The 22,673-nt window shown below is 71.9% G+C and carries 20 protein-coding genes and 1 pseudogene; 1 reads left to right on the top strand and 20 read right to left on the bottom strand.

Annotated features, from left to right (window positions below):
- Nucleotides 1-50: 50 nt before the first annotated feature.
- The 20 genes and pseudogenes from ruvB to ACIBI5_RS50790 form a co-directional block, all read right to left on the bottom strand.
- Complete coding sequence (ruvB, locus tag ACIBI5_RS50695) at nucleotides 51-1,115, bottom strand: Holliday junction branch migration DNA helicase RuvB (RefSeq protein ID WP_397258427.1); 1,065 nt, start codon at nucleotides 1,113-1,115, stop codon at nucleotides 51-53.
- Nucleotides 1,112-1,732, bottom strand: coding sequence for a Holliday junction branch migration protein RuvA (ruvA, locus tag ACIBI5_RS50700; protein WP_397258429.1), 621 nt, complete (start codon nucleotides 1,730-1,732; stop codon nucleotides 1,112-1,114). Before ruvA ends, ruvB begins: the two co-directional genes overlap by 4 nt.
- Before the next feature lie 626 nt (nucleotides 1,733-2,358).
- A pseudogene (gene ruvC, locus ACIBI5_RS50705) lies at nucleotides 2,359-2,853 on the bottom strand (crossover junction endodeoxyribonuclease RuvC); the annotation flags it as partial.
- Nucleotides 2,854-3,098: 245 nt separating this feature from the next.
- Complete coding sequence (gene eis, locus ACIBI5_RS50710) at nucleotides 3,099-4,250, bottom strand: enhanced intracellular survival protein Eis (protein WP_397258431.1); 1,152 nt, start codon at nucleotides 4,248-4,250, stop codon at nucleotides 3,099-3,101.
- A gap of 9 nt (nucleotides 4,251-4,259) precedes the next feature.
- Nucleotides 4,260-4,418 carry a hypothetical protein gene (locus ACIBI5_RS50715; RefSeq protein WP_397258433.1) on the bottom strand — a complete coding sequence of 53 codons (159 nt, stop codon included), beginning with the start codon at nucleotides 4,416-4,418 and terminating at the stop codon, nucleotides 4,260-4,262.
- Nucleotides 4,419-4,639: 221 nt separating this feature from the next.
- A complete protein-coding gene (locus tag ACIBI5_RS50720; protein WP_397258435.1) occupies nucleotides 4,640-5,734 on the bottom strand; it encodes an epoxide hydrolase family protein in 1,095 nt (364 codons plus the stop codon).
- Nucleotides 5,735-5,776: 42 nt separating this feature from the next.
- Nucleotides 5,777-6,529: a YebC/PmpR family DNA-binding transcriptional regulator gene (locus ACIBI5_RS50725; protein ID WP_184961861.1), complete on the bottom strand. Its 753-nt coding sequence runs from the start codon at nucleotides 6,527-6,529 to the stop codon at nucleotides 5,777-5,779.
- Nucleotides 6,530-6,532: 3 nt separating this feature from the next.
- Nucleotides 6,533-7,144, bottom strand: coding sequence for a pyridoxal 5'-phosphate synthase glutaminase subunit PdxT (gene pdxT / locus ACIBI5_RS50730; RefSeq protein ID WP_379622505.1), 612 nt, complete (start codon nucleotides 7,142-7,144; stop codon nucleotides 6,533-6,535).
- A 30-nt stretch (nucleotides 7,145-7,174) separates the two neighbouring features.
- Nucleotides 7,175-7,969: an endonuclease/exonuclease/phosphatase family protein gene (locus ACIBI5_RS50735; protein ID WP_397258437.1), complete on the bottom strand. Its 795-nt coding sequence runs from the start codon at nucleotides 7,967-7,969 to the stop codon at nucleotides 7,175-7,177.
- Between the two features lie 5 nt (nucleotides 7,970-7,974).
- A complete protein-coding gene (locus ACIBI5_RS50740) occupies nucleotides 7,975-9,174 on the bottom strand; it encodes an MFS transporter (protein ID WP_397258439.1) in 1,200 nt (399 codons plus the stop codon).
- A gap of 18 nt (nucleotides 9,175-9,192) precedes the next feature.
- Nucleotides 9,193-9,609 carry a MarR family winged helix-turn-helix transcriptional regulator gene (locus ACIBI5_RS50745; RefSeq protein ID WP_397258441.1) on the bottom strand — a complete coding sequence of 139 codons (417 nt, stop codon included), beginning with the start codon at nucleotides 9,607-9,609 and terminating at the stop codon, nucleotides 9,193-9,195.
- A 92-nt stretch (nucleotides 9,610-9,701) separates the two neighbouring features.
- Nucleotides 9,702-11,351: an alkaline phosphatase D family protein gene (locus ACIBI5_RS50750; protein ID WP_397258443.1), complete on the bottom strand. Its 1,650-nt coding sequence runs from the start codon at nucleotides 11,349-11,351 to the stop codon at nucleotides 9,702-9,704.
- Between the two features lie 199 nt (nucleotides 11,352-11,550).
- The gene (locus ACIBI5_RS50755) at nucleotides 11,551-11,781 is read right to left on the bottom strand and encodes a hypothetical protein (protein WP_397258445.1); all 231 of its coding nucleotides are present in this window, start codon (nucleotides 11,779-11,781) and stop codon (nucleotides 11,551-11,553) included.
- Nucleotides 11,778-12,404: a TetR/AcrR family transcriptional regulator gene (locus ACIBI5_RS50760; protein ID WP_397258447.1), complete on the bottom strand. Its 627-nt coding sequence runs from the start codon at nucleotides 12,402-12,404 to the stop codon at nucleotides 11,778-11,780. The genes ACIBI5_RS50755 and ACIBI5_RS50760 overlap by 4 nt, the downstream gene beginning before the upstream one ends.
- A 71-nt stretch (nucleotides 12,405-12,475) precedes the next feature.
- A complete protein-coding gene (locus tag ACIBI5_RS50765; protein ID WP_397258449.1) occupies nucleotides 12,476-14,230 on the bottom strand; it encodes a PP2C family protein-serine/threonine phosphatase in 1,755 nt (584 codons plus the stop codon).
- 56 nt (nucleotides 14,231-14,286) lie between these two features.
- Nucleotides 14,287-16,071 carry a flavin-containing monooxygenase gene (locus ACIBI5_RS50770; RefSeq protein WP_397258451.1) on the bottom strand — a complete coding sequence of 595 codons (1,785 nt, stop codon included), beginning with the start codon at nucleotides 16,069-16,071 and terminating at the stop codon, nucleotides 14,287-14,289.
- A gap of 40 nt (nucleotides 16,072-16,111) precedes the next feature.
- Nucleotides 16,112-16,597 carry a hypothetical protein gene (locus ACIBI5_RS50775; RefSeq protein ID WP_397258453.1) on the bottom strand — a complete coding sequence of 162 codons (486 nt, stop codon included), beginning with the start codon at nucleotides 16,595-16,597 and terminating at the stop codon, nucleotides 16,112-16,114.
- Between the two features lie 23 nt (nucleotides 16,598-16,620).
- Nucleotides 16,621-17,871, bottom strand: coding sequence for an arginine deiminase (locus ACIBI5_RS50780; protein WP_397258455.1), 1,251 nt, complete (start codon nucleotides 17,869-17,871; stop codon nucleotides 16,621-16,623).
- Nucleotides 17,872-17,884: 13 nt separating this feature from the next.
- Nucleotides 17,885-19,282 (bottom strand): basic amino acid/polyamine antiporter, encoded by a 1,398-nt coding sequence (locus tag ACIBI5_RS50785; RefSeq protein WP_397258457.1) that lies wholly within the window; start codon nucleotides 19,280-19,282, stop codon nucleotides 17,885-17,887.
- Between the two features lie 86 nt (nucleotides 19,283-19,368).
- Nucleotides 19,369-21,015, bottom strand: coding sequence for a serine/threonine-protein kinase (locus tag ACIBI5_RS50790; protein ID WP_397258459.1), 1,647 nt, complete (start codon nucleotides 21,013-21,015; stop codon nucleotides 19,369-19,371).
- A gap of 156 nt (nucleotides 21,016-21,171) precedes the next feature.
- Here ACIBI5_RS50790 and ACIBI5_RS50795 point away from each other — a divergent pair, with 156 nt between their 5' ends.
- Nucleotides 21,172-22,527: a hypothetical protein gene (locus ACIBI5_RS50795; RefSeq protein WP_397258461.1), complete on the top strand. Its 1,356-nt coding sequence runs from the start codon at nucleotides 21,172-21,174 to the stop codon at nucleotides 22,525-22,527.
- Nucleotides 22,528-22,673 lie beyond the last annotated feature (146 nt).

The raw sequence follows: 22,673 nt of genomic DNA on the forward strand, positions 1-22,673 counted from the left end.
GCAACCGTTCTGTGACCCCGTGGGTTTGGCGGGGCGCGTGCCGTTCCGTGTCATAGATCCGCGGAGCCGAACAGCGGGGCGCCGAACGCGTCCGGCGGCGGGGTGAGGCCCAGATGGGTCCAGGCCGCGGCGGTCGCGACCCGGCCGCGCGGGGTGCGGGCCAGCAGACCCTGGCGCACCAGGAACGGCTCCGCCACCACCTCGACCGTCTCCGGCTCCTCCCCCACCGCCACGGCCAGCGTGGACAGCCCGACCGGGCCGCCGCCGAACTTGCGCAGCAGTACCCCGAGCACCGCCCGGTCGAGCCGGTCGAGCCCCCACGCGTCGACCTCGTAGAGGTTGAGCGCGGCGGCGGCCAGGTCGCGGGTGACGACGCCGTCGGCGCGCACCTCGGCGAAGTCGCGCACCCGGCGCAGCAGCCGGTTGGCGATGCGGGGCGTGCCGCGCGAACGGCGGGCGATCTCGTGCGCGGCGTCGTCCGGCAGGTGCACGCCGAGCAGGCGGGACGAGCGGGCCAGCACCTGTTCGAGCTCGGGGACCTCGTAGAAGTCCATGTGGGCGGTGAAGCCGAAACGGTCGCGCAGCGGCGCGGGCAGCAGTCCGGCCCTGGTGGTGGCGCCGACCAGCGTGAACGTCGCGATGTCCAGCGGGATCGCGGTCGCCCCCGGGCCCTTGCCGACGACGATGTCGACCCGGAAGTCCTCCATCGCGAGGTAGAGCATCTCCTCGGCGGGGCGGGCCATCCGGTGGATCTCGTCGATGAACAGCACCTCGCCCTCGGCCAGCGTCGACAGGATCGCCGCGAGGTCGCCGGCGCGTTCGAGCGCGGGGCCCGAGGTGATGCGCAACGGCGCGCCCAGTTCCGCTGCGATGATCATCGCCAGCGTGGTCTTCCCGAGGCCCGGCGAGCCGCTCATCAGCACGTGGTCCGGCGGGCGCTGCCGTCTCAGCGCGCTTTCGAGCACCAGCGAGAGCTGCTCACGCACCCGTCCCTGGCCGATGAACTCCGCCAGCCGCTTGGGCCGCAGCGCCGCCTCGATCTGCTGCTCGTCGCCGCCGGCCTCCGGCGCGACCAGCTCGCGCTCCAGATCGCCCAGATCGTCCCAGTCGCTCATCGCACGCTCAACGCCCTCAGCGCCGCCTTGAGCAGCGCGGCCACCTGCGGCTGCCGTCCCTCGGCCAGCGCGACGTCGGCCTCGGGCGCCACGACGGCGACCGCCTCGTCGGCGTCCTTGCTGGAGTAGCCGAGCCCGACCAGACCGGAGTGAACCTGCTCACGCCAGGCGGGCCTGCCCGCGTTGCCGCCGATCGCGGCGTTGACGGCCTCCTCGGGGGTGCCGAGCCGGTCCTTGAGCTCCAGGACGATGCGCTGGGCGCCCTTCTGCCCGATGCCCGGCACCTGGGTCAGCGCCTTGAGGTCCGCGCTCGCGACCGCCACGCGCAGCGCGTTGGGCGTGTGCACGGCCAGCATCGCCAGCGCCAGCTTCGGCCCGACGCCGCTGGCCGTCTGGAGCATCTCGAACACGGTCCGCTCGTCCTCGCTCCCGAACCCGAACAGGGTCAGCGACTCCTCCCGCACCACCAGCGAGGTCGCCAGCCTGGCCGCCTCCCCGACCCGCAGCCCGGCCAGGGTGCCGGGGGTGCAGTGCACCAGGATCCCCACCCCGCCGACCTCGACGACGGCGCCGTCTGGGGCGAGCGCCGCCACCTTCCCCGCCACGGACGCGATCACAACCCCACACCCTTTCCGGTGGTACGGCCGGCAGCGCCGGCTTCAGAACCCTCGACTACCCGGGACCCGCCGGTCGCACTGGCACCAGACCCTGCCTCGGAGCCCGAGCCCTGACCGGTGCCCAGGCGCGGCGGCTGCCCGGAAGGCGAGCCTAGAGCCTGGCCGGGCGGCTGGGCCGCTGCCGTGCCGCGCGAGGTCCGGCCGAGGGCGCCGCCAGCGGCCCGCGCCCCGCTGGGCCCGGCAGCCGAGCCCGTGGGCGGCCCGCCACCTGCGGCACCCGAGCTTGTGAGCAGCCCGCTGTCGGCACCCGAGACGGCGGGTGTCCGGGTGGAGCCGCTGGGCCCATCGGGAGGGCCGGACGATCCGGCTGGGCCGTGCGACGGACCATCGGCGGTGTCACGTGACCTGCGGGAGGCGGCTGCCGAACCGGCCGAGGTGGCAGGCGTCCTCGTGGGTGTGGCGGGCGGGCCGGCCGAGGTGGCGGGCGGGGCGGGGGTCGTCCCGGTGGAGGGTGCGGGCGGGGTGGGTGGGTTCGGAGGGGGTTGGGGGGAACGGGCGCGCTGGGGCTGTGGGGGGATGGAGGTGCGGGGATGAGAGGTGCGGCGTTGGGATTGTGCTCGGGCCACGGCCTGGGCTAGGCGGTGCTGGTTTCCGCCGCGCCAGACGTGACAGATGGCCAGGGCGAGGGCGTCGGCGGCGTCGGCGGGCTTGGGCATCTCCGACAGCCGCAGCAAGCGGGTGACCATGGCGCCGATCTGCTTCTTGTCGGCGGTGCCGCTGCCGGTGATGGCCGCCTTGACCTCGGACGGGGTGTGCAACGCCACGGGCAGGCCACGGCGGGCGGCGCACAGGACGGCGATGCCGGCCGCCTGGGCGGTGCCCATCACGGTGCGCACGTTGTGCTGGCTGAAGACGCGCTCCACGGCCACGGCGTCGGGGCGGACGTCGTCGAGCCACCGCTCGATGCCCTCCTCGATCCCCACCAGGCGGGTGCCCAGGTCGTCGTCGGGTGAGGTGCGGACCACGCCCACCGCCACCAGGGAGAGCGCGGTGCCCGGCCGCCCCTCGACGGCCCCGAGGCCGCACCTGGTCAACCCGGGATCGACGCCCATCACCCGCACCCGCACGCCCCCTCAACCGCCGAACACCTGTTCGGCAAGGAACTCTACCCGTGTTCCCCCGCCCGCGCACCGCGAACACGCCCCGGGGACTCAGCCGGAAATCCCGGTGTCCCAAGGCCTCCCAGAGGCCGTGGCCCGGTGCCGCGTGGGAACCCCCGAGCCCCACCGAGAGCGGGGAAGCATGGGGGCGGCGGAGGTCGAAGGACCTCTGGATGGTGCGGGAGCCCCGGGGAGCGGGCCGTGGGTCAGAAGTAGTCCAGCATGTACGGCCGAGCCGCGAACACCGCGTCCAGGGCGTCGTCCGAGGTGTCCGGCCCGGTCATCAGCCCGGAGCGGCGGAGGGTGGCCGCAGGCACACCGGCGTAGAGGGCGGCGATGCCGTTGGCCGTCAGCTGGGGGCCGGCGGCGGAGGTGGTGGCGGTAGCCGTACCGGATCCTGAGGAGACGTCGAGGCGCCACGCGCCCGAGTTGTCCGGGCGCTGAGGGTCGGTGACCTCGACGACGGCGGAGGCGGACACGGCGGCCGGGTAGCCGCGGCGGGACACGGCGAGGGGCAGGTCGATGAGGCGGTGCATCCAGCGGACCTGCTTGACCGTCTCCTTGGCGCGCTCGCCCACCAGCCACAACACCGGGTCGTCGGGGGCGACGGCGGCGGTGACGTGGGCGGCGATGGAGGAGGAACTGCCGATGAGCGACCACAACGCCCTGCTGGTCTCCGCGGAGGCGGCGACGACGGCGTCGACCTCGATGCCGCCGTCCGACCAGCGGTAGACGGCGTAGCCGTCGTCGGCGAGGTAGAGGAAGTCGTTCTCCTCGGCGAGCCATACGCGCCAGGTGCGCTCGTCCCAGGTGATGGGGCCGCTGGCGCGGGCGGCGGCGTGGGCGCGGCCGATGACGGACAGGAGTTCGGGGGCGTCGCCGGGGCCCATGCGGCGCAGCTTCACCTGGCCGGAGTGGCGGATGCGGCGCAGCGCCTCGGTGGGGAGCGTGATGAGGTTCTGGGCGCCGGCGTGCTCGTAACCGAGCGAGCGGTAGATGGGGGTGGTGGCCGGATACAGGGCGGAGACGGCTTCGCCCAGTTCGGCGGCGCGGGAGATCAGCCCGGTCATGAGGAGGGTGCCCACGCCGCGGCCCCGGTCCTCGGGGTTGACGGTGACGCCGGCGACCCCGGCCATGGGCTGCGGCCGTCCGTGCCACCACTGGGTGAAGGAGCGGATCCGGCCCGCGGCCGACAGGCGTTCGCCGTCGAAGACTCCCAGGTAGCGGCCCGCGGCCATGACCGGCGGCATGGCCTTGAGCCACTGCTCGCGCTCGCCGGGCGACAGCAGGCCGAAGGAGCGCTTGCGGATGTCGAGCACGGCGTCGAGGTCGTCCAGGGTCAGCTCACGTATGTCCACCGGACAAACCTACGCGCTCCTCCCCATCGTGATCGCCAGCCGGTCGAAGTGAAGCAGTTGCGCGGCGACCACGGCGGCGAGGGCGAGCAGCATGACGGGCAGCGGCGTCGTCACGCCGACGTCGGCGACGGTGTTCCGGTAGGAGTTGAGGCTCTGGCTCAGGAGCACGCCAGCGCCCGCCAGAACCCCTCGTCCCCGAGCACCGCGGCGTAGTTGGCGAGGCCGACGGGCTCGTCCCGCCGCGCCAGCAGGCGCACCGATCGCGTGCTCATCACGACGGTGTGCGCGCTGGGCACGACCAGGCAGGCGAGCGCCGCGAACGCCGCGGGCGCCAGGAGTAACCAGCCGAGCGCTGCGGGCGGGCGGGGCCGGGATCATGGCCCACCACCCTAGCGAGGGGCGAGTTCTCCGAAGAAGTCCCGGATGTCGGCTGCCAGCGGGCCGGGCGCGGCCATGGCGAGCATGTGGCTGGGGTGGTCGAGATCGTTCCAGTGGACGATCGTGTTCTTGCGCTCGGCGATGCGGCGGAAGGTCTCGGGGCCGCCGTGGGAGACGCCGGTGGGGACCACGTCCTGGTCGATCGGCAGCCCGGCCGCGCCCTCGTAGTACGTCCACGACGACGAGCCGCCGGTGCCGGTCAGCCAGTAGAGGCTGGCGTTGGTGAGGACGAGGTCGCGCTCGACGGGGTCGGTGGAGCCCGCCTGGTGCCAGCCGTCGAACTCCTTGAAGCGCTCGACGAGGTAGGCGAGCTGGGCGACGGGCGAGTCGCTGAAGCCGTAGGCGAGCGTCTGGGGCCGGGCGGCCAGGTAGGGGGCGTACCCGCTGCCCGCGGCGCCGCTGAGCATGTCGACGACCCAGGCGTCCACGCCCTCCTGGTCTTCCGGCTCGGTGGGCATGCCGAGCCCGCCGGTGATGTGCACGCCGACGACGTGCTCGGGGAAGAGGGCGGCCAGTTGCGGGGAGACCAGCGCGCCCGCGTCGTTGCCGTGGGCGCCGTAGCGCTCGTACCCCAGGCGGCTCATCAGCTCGGCCCAGGTACGGGCGACGCGCTCGACGCTCCACGGCCGCTCGTCGGCGGGCTCGGGGAACGGCGAGAAGCCGAAACCGGGCAGCGAGGGCGCGACCACGTGGAAGTGCTCCGACAGCGGGCCGAGCAGTTCGGTGAACTCGGCGACGGAGTTCGGCCAGCTGTGGGTGAGGATCAGCGGCAGCGCGCCGGGGTCGGCCGAGCGCACGTGGAAGAAGTGGATCCGCTGGCCGTCGATCTCGGTGGTGAACTGCGGGAAGGCGTTCATCTTCGCCTCCCAGGCGCGCCAGTCGTAGCCGTCGGCCCAGTGGCCGGCGAGCTCGCGCAGGTAGGCGACGGGGACGCCGCGGCTCCACTCGGCTCCGGGGAGCCGAGCGGGCCAGCGGGTGCGGGCCAGGCGCTCGCGAAGGTCGTCGAGGTCGGCCTGCGGGACGTCGATGGTGAAAGGCTTCATCATGCCTTCCACGCTACGCAGTAATGCGGAAAGGTTCGTTCCGCATTAAGCGTCGAGCTTCTCCATGATCTCGTCGGAGACGTCGAAGTTGGCGAAGACGTTCTGCACGTCGTCGCTGTCCTCCAGCGCGTCGATGAGGCGGAAGACCTTGCGCGCGCCGTCCTCGTCGAGCTGCACGCTCATGGTCGGCAGGAACCCGGACTCGGCCGAGTCGTAGTCGATGCCCGCCTCCTGCAGCGCCTTGCGCACCGGGACCAGGTCGCCGGCCTCGGAGACGACCTCGAAGGACTCGCCCAGGTCGTTGACCTCCTCGGCGCCCGCGTCCAGGACCGCGGTCAGCACGTCGTCCTCGTCGAGGCCGTTCTTGGGGACGAGCACGACGCCCTTGCGGTTGAACATGTACGACACCGAGCCGGGGTCGGCCAGCGAACCGCCGTTGCGGGTCAGCGCGACGCGTACCTCGGAGGCGGCGCGGTTGCGGTTGTCGGTGAGGCACTCGATGAGCACCGCGACGCCGCCGGGCGCGTAGCCCTCGTACATGATGGTCTGCCAGTCGGCGCCGCCGGCCTCCAGGCCGCCGCCGCGCTTGCGGGCCCGCTCGATGTTGTCGTTGGGCACCGAGTTCTTCTTCGCCTTGAAGATGGCGTCGAAGAGGGTGGGGTTGGCGTCCGGGTCAGGGCCACCGGTCCGTGCCGCCACCTCGATGTTCTTGATGAGCTTCGCGAAAAGCTTGCCGCGCTTGGCGTCGAGCGCGGCCTTCTTGTGCTTCGTCGTCGCCCATTTGGAGTGGCCGGACATTACCTAGAGCTCCCTCACCATGTTGACGAAGTATTCGTGCACGCGAGTGTCCCCGGTCAGCTCGGGATGGAACGATGTCGCGAGCAGAGGCCCTTGGCGGACCGCGACGATCCTATCCCCCGGCGGCGCGGTAGCCAGCACCTCGACCTCCGAACCCACCGATTCCACCCATGGCGCGCGGATGAACACGGCGTGCACGGGGCCGCCGGCGAAGGTCAGGTCGGCCTCGAAGGAGTCGACCTGGCGGCCGAAGGCGTTGCGCCGCACGACCATGTCGAGGCCGCCGATGGTCTGCTGGCCGTCGACGCCGTCCTCGATCCGGTCGGCCAGCATGATCATGCCGGCGCAGGAGCCGTAGGCGGGCAGGCCGTCCTTGATCCGCAGGCGCAGGGGTTCGAGCATCTCGAAGATCTCGGCCAGCTTCCACATCGTGGTGGACTCCCCGCCGGGGATCACGAGCCCGTCGACAGCCTCAAGCTCCGCGGGGCGGCGCACGGGGGTCGCGCCGGCGCCGGCCGCCTCCAGCATCGCGACGTGTTCGCGCACGTCTCCCTGGAGGGCGAGTACACCGATCGTGGGCACGCTGGTCCTTCCGTCATGGTCTGGAGTTCGCATCATTCAACACCACGAGGGCCCGCCGTCTTCCTACAGGGCGGCACGGAGATGGAGCGGCTGGTGGTCGGAGACGGTGGTGCGGCTGTCCAGGCGGCAGCCGAGCACCCGCGTGGTGAACAGGTAGTCGAGCTTCTTGGCCCGCATGGTCGGCCGCCGCCGCGGGTCGCACTCCTGGTAGCGGGCGTAGACGGGGGCGAGCGCGCGGCTGTCCGGCCGCAGGTTGAGGTCGCCGCCGACGACGGGCGTGCGGTCCTTCGCGGTGAGCGCGAAGAGCTCGCGCACCTGTTTCGTCCGGTACGGCGCGCCGGGCCCGCGATCGTCGTAGGGCAGTCCCACGGACAGGTGGCTGGTGCAGGCTCGTACCCGGTGCCGCGGCAGGTCGGCGCAGAGCGCGGCCCGCTTCACCGACCAGGGCGGCGAGCTCAGGGCGTGTGTCTCGAAGGTGGCCGGGCCGGCGACGGCGATGGTGACGCTCTGGGTTCCGCGCGGGCGGCCGAGCAGGTCGGGATGGCAGGCGTACGGCGTGCCGTGCTGTGACTGGAGCCCCCACGAGCGCACGGTCCAGGCGCGGCCGGTGGCGTTCTCCAGCCAGCCTTCCAGCGCCGCGTCCGCGCCCGTGCAGAACTCCTGCAGGAACAGCACGTCAGTACCGCGCCCGGCCTGGGTGCCGACGGCGCGGGCGATCTCGGGGGCGGTGCGGCGGTACAGGGAGCAGGAGGCGTTCGTGCCCGCGCAGACGTTCCACGTCATGACCGATATCTCCGGGCGTAACGCGACGGCGGGGCTGACCGCCAGCCCCGCCGCCACGATGGCGTGTCCGATCATGCCTGCTATGCAACCACGGCGTCGTCCAGGGCGTGGTCGGTGTCGACGCGCCGCAGGGCGAGAAGGTGGTGGCGCCGGCCGTACAGGATGGCCATGGCGAGGACGCAGCAGGCCGCGCCGACGAGGTACGGCACCGCGATCCCGAGCTCCTCGCCCATCTTGGTGGCCAGGAACGGGGCCAGCGCGCCGCCCATCCAGCGCACGAAGTTGTAGCCGGCGGAGGCGACCGGCCGGGGCGCGTCGGAGACCTCCATGGCCGACTCGGTGAAGACGGTGTTGCTGAGCCCGATCGGGATGCCCGACAGGATCGTGAACACGATGATGCCCGCGTGGCCGGACAGCGCGATGCCGATCTGGCACAGCGCGAGCAGAGCCAGCGCCAGGTGCAGCACGTTGACCGAGCCGAGCCCGCGCTGCAGCGGCGGCGCCCCGAACACCGAGGCCAGCGCCACGCACACGCCCCAGCCGAAGAAGACGGCGCCGATGCCGTAGGCCGGCAGGTGCAGGATGAACGGCGTGAACGCCAGCACGGTGAAGAAGGCGAAGTTGTAGAACAGGGCGGTGAAGGCGGTGGTGGACAGCCCGCCGTGGGCCAGCGCCCGGATGGGGGCGCTGAGCCGGGTTCCGGCCTGCGGCGTGGGCGTGTTCTTCAGCAGGGTGGCGATGAGCACGAATCCGGCGGCCATCAGCGTGGCGGTGCCGAAGAACGGGGCCCGCCAGTTCCAGTCTCCGAGCAGCGCGCCGGCGAGCGGGCCGAGCGAGATGCCGAGGCCGAGCGCCGCCTCGTAGAGGATGATCGCGGCCTCGGCGCCGCCGCTGGCCGAGCCCACGATGACCGCGAGCGCGGTGGCGACGAACAACGCGTTGCCCAGGCCCCATCCGGCGCGGAAGCCGATCAGCTCGCCCACGCTGCCGGACGTCCCGGCCAGCGCGGCGAAGACGACGACCAGCGCGAGTCCGGCCAGCAGGGTCTTCTTGCCGCCGATCCGGCTGGAGACCCAGCCGGTGACCAGCATCGCCACGGCGGTGACCAGGAAGTAGCTGGTGAACAGCAGGGACACCTGGCTGGGGCCGGCGTTGAGCCCCTGGGCGATGGAGGGCAGGATCGGATCGACGAGCCCGATGCCCATGAAGGCGACGACCGCGGCGAACGCGGTGGCCCAGACGGACATCGGCTGGCGCAGTATGCCGCCACCGGATGACATGACACTCCTTCGTGCGTCTCAGCCGAGCTTGGCCAGCACCGGGAGCGCCGCCGCGAGGGCGGCGCGCTCGTCCGGTGTGAGCGCGGCCAGTTCGTGGGCGAGGTGCGCGATCCTGGCACGCTGTACGGCCAGCAGCCGCGTACGGCCCTCGCCGGTCAGCTCGACCGTCCTGACCCTGGCGTCGGCCGGGTCGCCGCCCCTGGCCACCAGCCCGGCCTCTTCGAGCCGGTTGATCTGGACCGTCATGGTCGGGAGCTGGACGGCGTGCTCCTCGGCCAGCTCGGTCATCCGGCGCGGCCCGTGCTTGAGCGAGCCGAGGACGGCGTACTGCTGGCTGGTGACCGGCTGGCCGGCGACGGTACGGCGCAGCAGCAGGACCAGGTGGCGCAGCACGACGGACATCTGCTCGGCCAGCGCGTCGGGATCGTCCCTCATACTTAGCCAGACTAACTTAGTTGAGCTAAGTATCCAACCGAAGGAGGCCGGCCGCCCCGGTCTTTGCGGCTTGGGACCGGGGCGGCCGACGGCTAGGGGCGCTCGGTCTCCAGGCGGACCGTCTCCTCGATGGTCGTCTCGCCGAGCGCCTTGAGCGCCGGGTCGACCGGGCGCAGGTAGGTCTGCTTCACGCCCGGGACGCGGTCCTCGATGACGAACGTGGCCTTGGTGTGTACGCCCGAGCCGGGCGCCTGCACCTTCGGCACCACCCGGAAGTCGGCGGTCATGAGGTCCCGCTCGATCGTGGTCAGCACGTAGCCGCGCTGGTTGTTGTAGAACTTCAGGTGCGGGTTGATCTTCAGGAACGGCTGCGTCTGCGGGTCGGAGTCCTTGCCGTCGCCGCCGGTGCTGATGGAGGTGGCCACCAGTTCCGAGCCGACCGACGGGCCCGTGGGGTCGTCGTAGTCGAGCTTCAGGTCGCCGGCCCAGTGCGCGTGCACGTCGCCGGTGAGCACGACGGGGTTGCGGACCTGGGCGTCGAGCCAGCCCTGGGTGATGCGCTTGCGCGAGGCGACGTAGCCGTCCCAGGCGTCCTGCGAGGTGACCTTCTGGGGTCCGGCGTTGTTGTCGCGCTGGGCGAAGAAGACCTGCTGGCCGAGGATGTCCCACTGGGCGCGGGAGTGGCGGAAGCCGTCCAGCAGCCAGGCCTCCTGCTCGTTGCCGGTGATGGAGCGGGCCGGGTCGATCGCCGCCGGGCAGTCGCGGTAGCCGTCGCCGCAGCCCTGGTCGTCGCGGTACTGCCGGGTGTCGAGCATGTGGAAGGTGGCCAGGCGGCCCCAGCGCACGCGCCGGTAGAGCTGCATGTCGATGCCGTGCGGGACCGAGGAGCGGCGCAGCGGCATGTTCTCGTAATAGGCGCGGAAGGCGGCCTCGCGGCGCCGGCGGAAGTTCGGCTGCGGGATCTCGGGCTTCTCCGGGACCTCGTCGGCCCAGTTGTTGTCCAGTTCGTGGTCGTCCCACACCACCAGCCAGGGGGCCGCGGCGTGGGCGGCCTGCAGGTCGGCGTCGGCCTTGTACTGGGCGTGGCGCTGGCGGTAGTTGGCCAGCGTCTCGGTCTCGGGGCCGTCGTGGTGGCGGACGTTGCCGCCGGGGATGACGTAGGTGTTCTTGGTGTACTCGTACTGGTAGTCGCCCAGGTGCAGGACGAGGTCGGGGTTCTCCTCGGCCAGGCGGCGGTAGCTGGTGAAGTAGCCGTGCTCGTACTGGGCGCAGGAGACGAAGGCCATCGACAGGGCCCCGCCGTACTGGAAGGGGTGGGGGGCGGTGCGGGCGCGGCCGAGCGGGGAGACGTGACGGCCGGTCTTGAAGCGGTACCAGTACTCGCGGCCGGGGGCGAGGCCGGCGACCTCGACGTGCACGCTGTGGCCCCACTCGGGGACCGCGCGGGTGACGCCCGCGCGCACGGTGCGCCTGGCGCGCTCGTCGGCGTAGATCTGCCACTGGACGGTGACCGGGCGCGCGGGCATGCCGCCCATGCCGTCCTCGGCCATGGGGTTGAGCGCGAGCCTGGTCCAGATGACGAAGCCGTGGTGGTCGGGGTCGCCGCTGGCGACGCCGAGGGTGAAGGGGTTGGCGGCCGGTTCCCTGCCGCGGGTGGCGGCCTCGGCCCCGGTGGGCAGCCCGGCGGCGGCTCCCGCGGCCAGGCCGGTGACGAGGAAGTGGCGGCGGTTGAGGTTGCGCACGGGGGTGGCTCCCTGTCGATCAAGGGTGAGGGACGCCCGTAGCCTGACCGAGGCTCATGACTCGCGGGTAAACGCCACCTAACACGAAAAAGACGACATCCAGCTGGATGTCATCCCTTTCGGCATATCTTGCGGCGTTGAGCATGGTTTTGCGCTAAAGGGGATCTTCCTTCGCGTTATCTGAGCACCCTGGGTGCTTTCACCCGATCGGAAGGTCGCGCCCGCGGATTCCGGCGGAGCCCGCGGCGATCAGCGCCGCCGCCATCGCGGTCAGCACCGCGAGCGGGAGGCCGTTCAGCGATTCGGCGGGCAGCTTCGGGACGTGGGAGAAGGCGGAAGGTCCGGTGCGCGCGGACAGGTTCGGCCCGTCCGGCGCCCGTGCCGGACCGAAGCTCGTGACCAGACCGGTCACCGCGATGGCGTCGGTCATCGTTCGTCTCCCTTCTCATCGAGGCGCGCCTGCAACGCGGCGCCCTCCTCCGGGGTGAGCCAGGAGTGGGAGTAGAGGTCGAGCAGCACCCGGGCGAGCAGTTCGTCCCCGGCGGGACTGAAGACCCGCACCCCGAGCCGCCGGGAGATGTGCTCCTGCAGCACGGAGACGGCCAGCGCCATCGCGGTGCCGACGGTGGCGCGCGCCCTGACCGGGACCTTGGGCGGGTCGGGGCGGCTCTTGTCGGCCTCGGCCAGCCATTGCTCGCCGAGCTCCGCGATCGCGTCGAAGACCTCGGCGGCCGAGCCCTCCGCCAGCGCGCGGGACATGTAGCGCTGGTAGGGGCCGAAGACGGCGCGGGCGACGGCGACGTAGTTGTGCCCGGCGTCGGCGCGGACCTCGTCGTTGAGCGTGCGGATGGCCTTGACCAGGTACTCGTCGCAGGCCTCGCGCAGGCCCTGCTTGGAGCCGAAGTGGTGGCGCACCAGCCCGGAGGAGACACCCGCGCTGTCGGCGATCCCCCGGATGGTGGCCCGTTCGAAGCCGTGCTCGCCGAAGTGGCGCATCGCGGCGTCCCTGATGCGGGCGCGCGCGGTGAGGTCTTCCGGATCGGGTGCGGTCATCGCTTCTTCCTGTCCACAGGCGCAACTGACTATACGATTGTGTATTTTACTATACAGACGTATAGCAGGCGTCAGTGGATGCGCAGCGCCAGCAGGCAGACGTCGTCGTGGGTGTCCAGGCCGATGCGGTCCAGGACGCAGCCGATGGCCGCCTCGGGATCGTCGAGCGGGCAGGAGTCGGCCGCCTCCAGCAGGGACTTCAGCCCGGCGTCGAGATCCTGGTCGCGGCGCTCGATGACGCCGTCGGTGTAGAGGAACAGCATGTCGCCGGGGTGGAGCTGCGTGGTGGTCAGCTCGTAGGCGACCGACTCCAGGGCGCCGAGCATCAGTCCCGGGCGCGGCTCCAGCAGCGCCGCGACCCCGCCGCGCACCAGCAGCGGCGGCGGGTGGCCGGCGCTGGTCCAGGTCAGGAGCCTGCTGCCGGGATCGAAGTGGCCGATGACGGCGGTGCCCGTCGCGGCCACGGTCTCGCTGTTGTGGTAGATGAGGTCGTTCAGCCAGGTGGCCAGCTGGGCGGCGTCGGCCTTGGTGTAGGCGAGCCCGGCCAGGCCGAAGCGCATCTGCGCCATCAGTCCGACGGCGGCCAGGCCGTGGCCCATCGCGTCGCCGATGGCCACCAGGACCCGGCCGTCGGGCAGGCTCCTGGCCTTGAACCAGTCGCCGCCGAGCCGGCCGACCTCTTCCGCGGGCAGGTAGCGTACGGCGATCCGGACGCCGGGTACGTCGAGGACGCCGCTGCGGCCGGGCTGGATGGCGTCCTGGAGGCGGTGGGCGACGCGCTGCTCCTCCTCGGCCCGGCGGCGCTGCCTGATCGCCTGCGCGTGGGCCGCCGACAGGGCGCGTTCGCGGCGGCGGCCACGGGTGATGTCCTGGACGAGCATCCTGACCAGCACCGGGGTGCCGCTGTCGTCGAGGACGGGCTCGCTGACCGCGCGCACCTGCCGTACGCCGTGGCGCTGCCTGATCCTGAACTCGCCGTCGGCCGCCTCGCCGTGTTCGAGCAGGGTGGACATGAGCTCGTCCACCAGCGGCACGTCCGCCTCGACGACGGCGCCGGGCAGTTCCTCCAGCGGCATCGGGCCGCCGGCGGGGTCGCGGCCGAAGATCCCGTACATCTGGGCGGTCCAGTAGGCGCGGCCGGTGGTGAGCGTCCACTCGGCCCAGCCGAGCTCGGCCTCGCGCTGGGCGCGGTCCCACCGGCTGATCAGCCGCTCGTCCTCGTCGAGCGCGCGCCAGCTCGCCAGGACTCCCTCGTGCAGCGGTACGGCCCGCACCGTCAGCGACGCCGGCCAGAGCTTGTGGTCGCGCACCTCCACGTACTCCACCGGGTCGAGCTTGAGCGGCCGGCCGTCGGCGAGCACCCGGAAGTACGCCTCCAGCAGCCCGGACTTCACCACCCCCGGGCAGGCCTGGACGAGGCGCTCGCCGACGAGTTCACCGGCGCCGCGCCCGGTCACGTCGCGGGCCTGCTCGTTCGCCGCGGCGATCACGAAGTCGACCGGCCGGTCGCCGTCGTCGAGGACCGGCACCAGGTAGGCGGCCGAGACGTGCACGGCCTGCAGCACCGCCAGCACCCATCCGGGCACCGGCGGCGGCGTGGCCGGGCGCGGCGCGGGCTCGATCGCGGCGGCCAGGTCCAGGAGTTCCATGCCGGAGCCGTCGGCGAGCCGGCCGAGGTGGCGCGCCGCCTCCTCGGGGCGGATGTTCTGGCGCGCGGCCGTACGGCTGACGGCCTCGTCGAGTACGGCCTCGCGGCGCATGCGCGCCCGCAGGGTGCCCAGCCGTTCCCTGATCCGGGCCGTGACGTCGTCGCTCTCCCGGCTCACAGGGGTTGAGCTGCCCCGAGGCAGGCAAAGGCACCGGTAAGGGGGTAAAGATCAAGCTAGGTGAAGTCGAGGCCCGCGAAGTCGCCCGCCGTACGCCATTGCTCCAGATAGGCGAAATAGGCGGTGGCCCCGAGCGGATAGCCGAGGCTCAGCCAGCCCTTCCTGCCCGGGTCCCGGCCTTCGTTGTTGTAATAGCCGGGCGTGCAGTCGGCGCCGCCCAGCAGCGTGCCGGGACCGGACATGAGCAGCTCCAGCCACGCGTCCTCGGCCTGCTTGCTCGCCTCCACCCGGACGTGGCCGCGGTCGAGGGCGTGCTTGACGATCATCGCGATCGTCCGGCCCGACTCGGTCAGGTTGTGCGGGATGTTCGAGACGAGGTTGGCGCCCTGGGCCGGCTGGACGATGAAGAGGTTCGGGAAGCCGTGCACGTGGGTGCCGTGCAGCGTGCGCATCCCCTCCTCCCAGTACGCCGACAGCCTGACCCCGCCCCGCCCGGTCACGTCGTAGCCGGCGCGCCGCGTGTAGTCGGTGCCCACCTCGAAGCCGGAGGCGTAGATCACGCAGTCCACCGCGTACTCCCGGCCCGCGGCCACCACGCCCGCCTCCGTGACGCGCTCGACGCCCTTGCCGTCGGTGTCGACCAGGTGGACGCCCGGCAGGTTGAACGCCTGCAGGTACTGGTCGTGGAAGCACGGCCGCTTGCACAGCTGCCGGTACCAGGCCTTGAGCCGGCCGGCGGTCTCCGGGTCGCCCACGACGGCGTCGACGCGGGCGCGGATCTCCTCCATCTTCTCGAAGTCGGAGTCCTCGAACGCCTCCAGCATCCGCTCGATCGTCCGCGCGTCCTGCGGCAGGGCGGCGATCCGGTCGCGCACGCGGCGGGCGATGTCGGTCCACCCGTCCATCACCAGGTCCTCCTCGGCGCCGCCGCCGGCCTGGTTGGCGGTGAAGTTCTCCAGCCAGCGCCGCTGCCAGCCCGGCGTGGCGATCCCGGCGAACCACGCGGGATCGGTCGGCCGGTTGTCACGCACGTCCACCGAGGACGGCGTGCGCTGGAACACGTACAGCTCGGCGCAGTCCCGCGCCAGGTGCGGCACGCACTGCACCGCGGTCGCGCCGGTGCCGATGACCGCCACCCGCTTGCCGGCCAGCCGGTCCATGGGCGCGCCCGCCGGGTCGCCGCCGGTGTAGGCGTAGTCCCAGCGGCTGGTGTGGAAGGAGTGCCCGCCGAAGGAGTCGATCCCGGGGATGCCGGGCAGCTTGGGCACGTGCAGCGGTCCGACGCCCATGGCCACGAACCGCGCGGTGAACCGGTCGCCCCGGTCGGTGGTGACGGTCCAGAGCGCGCGCTCGTCGTCCCATTCCAGGCCGGTGACCTCGGTGTGGAAGAGCGCGTTGTCGTAGAGGCCGTAGTGTTTGCCGATGCGCCGGCAGTGCTCCAGGATCTCGGGCGCGTGGGCGTACTTCTCCGTCGGCATGTGGCCGAGCTCTTCGAGCAGCGGCATGTAGACGAAGGAGGCGGTGTCGCACTGGGCTCCGGGGTAGCGGTTCCAGTACCAGGTGCCGCCGAAGTCGCCTCCCTTCTCCACGACCCTGACGTCGGCCACCCCGGCCTCCTTCAGCCGCGCCCCGGTGACCAGCCCGGCGAACCCGCCGCCGACGAACGCCACGGTGACGTGGTCGCTCTTCGGCTCCCGCGGGGCTCTGGGGGTGTACGGGTCGTCGGCGTAGGAGGCGAAACGGCCGGTCAGGCGCAGGTACTGGTCGTTGCCGTCGGGGCGGAGGCGCTTGTCGCGTTCCTGGCGGTATCGGGCGCGGAGGGCGTGCTTGTCGACGGTCATAGGACCAGAATGACATTCTGGAATCTTGTTCTTCAATGGCTCACGACGGCGCCGGCGAAGACCGTCCCGCCCGCACGGGCACGCGGATGGTGACCGTCCCCGCCGTGGGGAAGCGGAAGGTGACGGGGATCGTGGTGTTGCCGAGCTGCCGGTTCGTGCCCACCAGTTCCAGGTACGGCCGGCCGTTCCCCTTCTGCAGGGACAGCTCCCCCTTCGGCGGGATGACCACCCGCATGCGCTCCACGGGCGCGTCCGAGCCCGCGCGGTAGACGACCTTCTTGGCCTCCACGGTGCTCACCGCGTCCATGACCTGCTCGACGGCCGCGTCGTTGAACAGCGTCAGGTAGAGCGGCAGCGTGCCGCCGGGCTTCTGCTCGTCCATGGGCGGCGCCTCGATGTTGACGTGCACGAGCCGGACCGGGCCGACCTGGCCGTCGGTCTGGTTGGTACGCCACCAGTCGGGCTGGTTGCCCGAGGTGCAGGCGGTGGCCAGCAGCAAGGTGGCGCAGATCAGGACGATTCTCATGGCTTTCCTCCCGGGGGGAGGGTTCAGACGGCGTCGCGTTCGATCGGGCAGGTCATGCAGTGGGCGCCGCCGCGGCCCTTGCCGAGTTCGAAGCCCTCGATCTCGATGACGTCGACCCCGTGCTCGCGCAGCTTGCGGTTGGTGAACTGGTTCTTGTGGTAGCCGACGACGACCCCGGGCGCGAGGGCGAAGAAGTTGTTGCCGGAGTCCCACTGCTCGCGGGCCTGCTGGTAGTCGTCGCCGCCGGTCGGGATCACCTCCAGCCGGCCGATCCCGAGCGACTCCTCCAGGGCGCCGACGAAGGAGGCGTCGCGGCGCACGTCCAGCGTGGCCGGCTTGTCGCCGGGGCGCAGCGAGTACGTGGTGGCGGTCTCCAGGAACGGCGGATAGGCGGTGGCCTTGTCGGCGTCCAGGAAGGTGAAGACGGTGTCGAGGTGCATGTAGGAGCGGCGCTTGGGGATGTTGACCGCGATCACCCGCTCCGCGGCGCCCGCGGCGAAGAGCGACAGCGCGATGTGCTCGACGGTGCGGGCGGTGGTGCGCTCGGACAGGCCGATGGCGACGGTCTTGTTGCCGATGGGCATCATGTCGCCGCCCTCCATGGCGGCGGTGCCGTAGTCCTCCTCGTGGAAGCGGTCGTCCTCGCCCGCGTCGGGATACCAGAAGGTGAAGCGCTCCTCGGTGAACATCGGGTGGTAATGGTAGATCGTCGACTGGTTCATGGTCTCCAGGAGGCGGGCGTGGTAGTACATCGGGTTCAGCGAGACGCCTCCGTACAGCCAGGCCGAGGGGTCGCGCTGGTACAACGAGTTCGGCAGCGGCGGCAGGATGAACTCCCCCGGCCGCGCCGCGGCGGCCACCAGAGACTTCTCGTCCAGGGCGGCGGTGCCGTACTCCTGCTTGGTGAGGCCGCCGATGAGATGGGTGGCCAGCTTCTCGCCGCTCCACCCGGCCAGCGTCTCGCGGATGGTGTCGACCAGGGCGGGACCGACGGTCAGGTGGGTGACGGCCTGCTCGATGGCGTGCTGCTTGGCGTCGAAGCGCGACTCCAGCGCCTCGGCCAGCAGCCGCCGGTGGTCGAAGACCTCGATGCCGCGCCCGCGCATCATCGCCACGAAGGCGTCGTGCTCGCGCTGCGCCTGCTCGACCCAGAGAATGTCGTCGAACAGCAGCCGGTCGTTGTTGGCCGGGGTGAGGCGTCTCATGCTCAGCTCCGGCCGGTGCACGATGACCTTGCGCAGCATCCCGACCTCGGAATGCACACCCAGCGTCATGGCTTCCTCCTTCTCAGATGGTGATCCAGCCCGCGGCCAGCCCGATGACGCCGACGACCGCCCCGGCGGCGACCAGGACGAACAGGATCAGCTCCGGCAGCGCGAACGCGCGCCGGCCCCGCTCGCGCCTGGTCATGACGAACAGGATCGTGCCGGGGGCGTAGATGATGCACGACAGCAGCAGGAACTCCGGCCCCGCGGCGAAGATCAGGAAGGCGGTGTAGACGACGGCCAGCGCCGCCACGGCCACCTGCCCGGCGGTGCCGCGCAGCTTGAGCGCGTAGCCCGCGGCGAGCAGGTACGGCACCAGCGAGAGCGAACTGCACAGCTTCAGCGTGAACGTGAACGCGTCATCCGACCACAGGGTGACCGCCAGTACCGCGGTGATCAGGATGCTGGTCATGACCAGAGCGGCCACCGGGGCGCCCTGCCGGTTCTCCCGCCGCAGGAAGCGCGGCATGTCGTCGTCCCTGGCCGCCACGAACAGCACCTCGGCGGCCATCAGCGTCCAGGCCAGGTACGCGCCGAGCACCGAGACGATCAGGCCGGCGCTGATGAACACCGAGCCCCAGGGGCCCACGACCGACTCCATCACCCCGGCCATGGACGGCTGGCGGACCTGGGCCAGATCATTTTGGGGCAGCACGCCGTACGAGAAGATCGACACCGCGGCGAACAGCGCGAGCACGCTGACGAAGCCCAGCACGGTGGCGCGGCCGACGTCCTCGCGGCGGCGCGCGTAGCGGGAGTAGACGCTGGCGCCCTCGACGCCGAGAAAGACGAAGACGGTCACCAGCATCGTCGCCTTGACCTGGTCGAACAGGCCACCCGTCGTGCCCGGGAAGTTCGCGGAGAAGGTGGCCGACTTGAGGGCGACGGCGACGATCACGATGAAGAGCACGATCGGCACGAGCTTGGCGACGGTGACGATCCGGTTGATCGTGGCCGCCTCGCGCACCCCGCGCACGATCATGAAGTGGAACGCCCACACGCCCACCGCGCTGATGGCCACGGCGAGGATCGTGTCGCCCTCGCCGAAGCCGGGGATGGCCGCGCCCAGCGTTGACTTGATCAGCACCCAGTAGGAGACGTTGCCCACGCAGGCGCTGGCCCAGTAGCCGAACGCCGACAGGAACCCCGGGAACTCGCCGAACCCGGCCTTGGCGTAGGCGTAGACGCCGGCGTTCAGGTCAGGCTTGCGCACGGCGAGCGTCTGGAAGACGAAGGCCAGCATGAGCATGCCGACGCCGGCCACCGCCCACGCGATCAGCGCCCCGAGCACCCCGGTGGCCTGCGCGAAGTTGCGCGGCAGCGAGAAGACCCCGGCGCCGACCATCGACCCGACCACCATCGCGGTCAGCGTCGGCAGCGACAGCTTCTGGGACGCCGCCTGTGCCTCCGTGGCCGTCATCGCCCACCCCCGTCCACCTGGGTGGTCATTCCTCCACAACAGTTGACGTAGTCCGACAAATCACGGTCTTTGCCCAAGCTTGCCGGTCAGCGGGTGATCTTGAGCGTGAGATAGTCGTACTCGCCCTCGCCCGCCCGCTTGAACGCCTTGTCGCCGTTCAGGTCGATGAAGGCGGCCAGGTACAGCGTTCCCGTGAAGCCGGCCAGCGGCGTGTCCGCCCCGTCGCGGAAGATCTTGGAGACGAACACCTTGTCCTGGGTGGCCGACTGCGCGGCGACCCGGTTGCCGGCCAGGTAGTTGTGGCCGTCGTTGTCGTTCAGATACAGCGTGCCCGAGCCGTACTCGTAGTCGGCGACGCCGGTTCCCGGGCGGAAGCACGGGTGGCTGTCGACCTTGGCCCCGTCCTCGATGGAGAAGACGGACTTGCCGGTCCACGCGCAGACCTGCAGGGCCCGCCCTTCGGCGAGCTTCGGGAAGCGCAGCTCGAACGGCGCCGCCTTGAGCTGGGCCACGGTCACCGGGGAGTCCAGGTCGTCGAGCGACAGGGCCACCGGCTTGCCGTCCTGCCAGACCTCCAGGCCCAGCCGGGGCGAACGGGTCACGTCGCCGACGGGCGTACCGGTGTCCTGGCTCGGGCTCTTGATCGAGGTGGGGGTCGCGGTCACCCGGGTGCTCACGGCGTCCGGCCTGGTGGCGACATAGACCGCCGTCGCCGACCCCAGCACGAGCACCGCCGCCACCGCCGCTCCCACCGTCACGCGGGCCGTCCTGCCACCCGGCCGAGTCTGGTGGGGCGGCCCCGGCGGCAGCGATGGCGGTCCATGCACCGGCCCCGGCGGCAGCGAGGACCCGTACCCCGGCCTGGGCGGAGGCGGGCCGCCCGCGATCGGCTGGGCGTGGGGCGGCGGTGGCGGGAGCGTCCCCCTCGGGGCCTGCTCCATCAACCCGAGCAGCACCTGCCTGGCCGACGGCCGCCGCGCCGGATCCTTCTCCAGGCACGCGGCCACGAACCCGCGCAGCCGCCCTTCCATCCGCCCCAGGTCGGGCTGGGCGTTGAGGATCCGGTTGATGACCACGGGCAGCGTCTCGTCACCGAACGGCGGGCGGCCGTTGGCCGCGTACGCCATCGTGCACGCCCACGCGAACATGTCCATCGGCGGCCCGGCCGGATGCCCGGACAACTGCTCGGGCGCCATGTAGGCCGGGGTACCGACGGCGGAGCTGATCGTGGCCGCGGTGGCGTCCATGGGCCGGGCGATGCCGAAGTCGATGACGCGCGGGCCGTCGGCGGCCAGCAGCACGTTCGCCGGCTTGAAGTCGCGGTGCACGACGCCCGCCGCGTGGATGGCGCCGAGCGCGGTCGCGGTCGCGACGGCCAGCCGGTCGAGCTCGGCCCCGGCCATGATCCCCCGCCCGCGGATCACCTCCTGCAGGGACGGCCCGTCGATGTACTCGCTGATCACGTACGGCGGGTCCGCGTCGGGGTCGGCCGCCAGCACGCGCGCCGTGCAGAAGGAGGCGACCCGCCGCAGGGCGTTCAGCTCGCGTTGCAGGTAGCGCCTGGCCTCGCCGTCCTCGGTGAGGCGGGCGTGCAGCACCTTGACCGCCGCCGGCGAGCCGTCCGGCGCGATGCCGAGGAACACCGTGCCCTGGCCGCCCTCACCCAGCCTGCCGCGCAGCGCGTACCCGCGTATTTCTCGAGGATCGGACGAGCGAAGCGGACGTACCTGCATCAAGCACCCTCAGGATCTCGGTGGCCGCACCACCCCCGACGATACTGGCTCAATCACCACCGAGAATCAGCTGTACGGCCTTGTCCGGATAACTCCGGACGCGTTCCCTCGCAGCCGAAGCGTCGCCGATCGTCGGACTGACGAAGGGAGCGCAACGTGCCGGCAACTGCCCGTACACGACGGTGGACCGCGGTGATCGCCGCGGCATTGGCACTGGTTCTGGCGTATCCCACCGGCGCGCAGGCGGCGGTGGGCGATCTCGGTTTCGTACGGACGATCTCCTCCAACGTGCCGGGAGCCGTGCACATCGGCCCGGTCAACCCGCTCGACTGGGCGGCGGCGGCGACGATGCGCGCCAACGGCGACACCGTCTACGTCGTGGCAGGCGACGACGGAGGGTCGGGCACGGCGATGCCCGCCATCTCCTCCTTCCGCCGGGCCGCCGACGACACGCTGGCCCTCACCGGCTGCATGGGCGGCGTCACGGGCTGCCGCCCCACGAAGGTGGGCGACGTGGTGCTGCCCGACCGCCTGTACGCCGCCAGTTCCGTGGTGTCCGCCGGATCCCACGTGTACGCCTCCACGCCCGCCGCCGTGGTCGGCTTCAGGACGACGGCCGGAGGCGACCTCGACACGGACTTCTGCGTCTGGGACCACGGCTGCGGCAGCGTCTCGGCCCTGCCCGGACTCGCTCCCTGGGTCACCTCCGACCACGCGATGGCGGTGACCGCCGACGGCCGGGACCTGTACCTGTACGCCTCGGGCACCGCCAAGGGAGCCGTCTACCACCTGCGCCGCGACAACGGCACCGGCCGCCTGGCCTTCCACGGCTGTATCGGGGAGGCGATGCCGGGGTGCACCCCGATCGGCCGCACCGGCGTCCTGACGTCCTCGGGGGACGCCGTGCTCAGCGCCGACGGCCGCAGTCTCTACGTCGTGGCCAGAAGTCCCGGCTCGGTGACCCACTTCCGCCGTGACCTCGCCACCGGCTCGCTCGCCGAGGTGGGTTGCGTCTCCGAGACCGGCACCGCCGGCTGCGACGTGCCCGCCACCCACGGCCTGTACCGCGCCACCAGGGGCGCGATCACCCCGGCCGGCGACAGCCTGTACGTGTCGGGCCCGGCCGGCGTCACCCACCTGCGCCGCGACACCGTCAACGGGAACCTCGCCTACCACGGCTGCATCGGGTACGCCACGGGGTGCCGGGGCGACGGTCCCCGGGGGACGTACATGGACGTGGCGGTGACGCCGGACGGCACCAGCGTCTACGGCAACGCCCAGGACGCGGGCGCCACGTGGGGCGTCGTCACCCACCTGCGCCGCTCACCCAACGGCGACCTGACCTACGCCGGATGCGTCGGAGAAGGGCTGCCGGCCATGTGCCGGCAGATCGGGCCGACAGGCGTGATGAACCACGCCGGCCCGCTCCTCGCCCCCGGCTCACGCGTGCTCTACAGCCTGGGCGTGCACTGGCGCGGGGCCATCACCCAGTTCGCGCGCCAGACCTCGTAGGCACGGCGTGGGCCCCCCCCCCCCCCCGGGGGGGGGCCCCGCCACCCACCACCCCCCCCCCCCCGCCCCGCCGGGGGGGGGGGGGGGGGCCCCGCCGGTTTTTAGCCCCCAAGCCCCCCCCCCCCCCCCCCCGACCAATGGCACCA

This window comes from Nonomuraea sp. NPDC050540 (assembly GCF_044457485.1).
Lineage (GTDB): Bacteria > Actinomycetota > Actinomycetes > Streptosporangiales > Streptosporangiaceae > Nonomuraea.

What these genes read in the sequence shown, in the direction of transcription:
- ACIBI5_RS50735 (WP_397258437.1), bottom strand. Translation starts at nt 7,969, where the DNA reads ATGATCGGACACGCCATCGTGGCGGCGGGGCTGGCGGTCAGCCCCGCC.
- ACIBI5_RS50745 (WP_397258441.1), bottom strand. Translation starts at nt 9,609, where the DNA reads ATGAGGGACGATCCCGACGCGCTGGCCGAGCAGATGTCCGTCGTGCTG.
- pdxT (WP_379622505.1), bottom strand. Translation starts at nt 7,144, where the DNA reads ATGCGAACTCCAGACCATGACGGAAGGACCAGCGTGCCCACGATCGGT.
- ACIBI5_RS50720 (WP_397258435.1), bottom strand. Translation starts at nt 5,734, where the DNA reads ATGATGAAGCCTTTCACCATCGACGTCCCGCAGGCCGACCTCGACGAC.
- ACIBI5_RS50790 (WP_397258459.1), bottom strand. Translation starts at nt 21,015, where the DNA reads ATGCAGGTACGTCCGCTTCGCTCGTCCGATCCTCGAGAAATACGCGGG.
- ACIBI5_RS50725 (WP_184961861.1), bottom strand. Translation starts at nt 6,529, where the DNA reads ATGTCCGGCCACTCCAAATGGGCGACGACGAAGCACAAGAAGGCCGCG.
- ACIBI5_RS50785 (WP_397258457.1), bottom strand. Translation starts at nt 19,282, where the DNA reads ATGACGGCCACGGAGGCACAGGCGGCGTCCCAGAAGCTGTCGCTGCCG.
- ACIBI5_RS50775 (WP_397258453.1), bottom strand. Translation starts at nt 16,597, where the DNA reads ATGAGAATCGTCCTGATCTGCGCCACCTTGCTGCTGGCCACCGCCTGC.
- ACIBI5_RS50760 (WP_397258447.1), bottom strand. Translation starts at nt 12,404, where the DNA reads ATGACCGCACCCGATCCGGAAGACCTCACCGCGCGCGCCCGCATCAGG.
- ACIBI5_RS50780 (WP_397258455.1), bottom strand. Translation starts at nt 17,871, where the DNA reads ATGACGCTGGGTGTGCATTCCGAGGTCGGGATGCTGCGCAAGGTCATC.
- ACIBI5_RS50755 (WP_397258445.1), bottom strand. Translation starts at nt 11,781, where the DNA reads ATGACCGACGCCATCGCGGTGACCGGTCTGGTCACGAGCTTCGGTCCG.
- ACIBI5_RS50740 (WP_397258439.1), bottom strand. Translation starts at nt 9,174, where the DNA reads ATGTCATCCGGTGGCGGCATACTGCGCCAGCCGATGTCCGTCTGGGCC.
- ruvB (WP_397258427.1), bottom strand. Translation starts at nt 1,115, where the DNA reads ATGAGCGACTGGGACGATCTGGGCGATCTGGAGCGCGAGCTGGTCGCG.
- ACIBI5_RS50770 (WP_397258451.1), bottom strand. Translation starts at nt 16,071, where the DNA reads ATGACCGTCGACAAGCACGCCCTCCGCGCCCGATACCGCCAGGAACGC.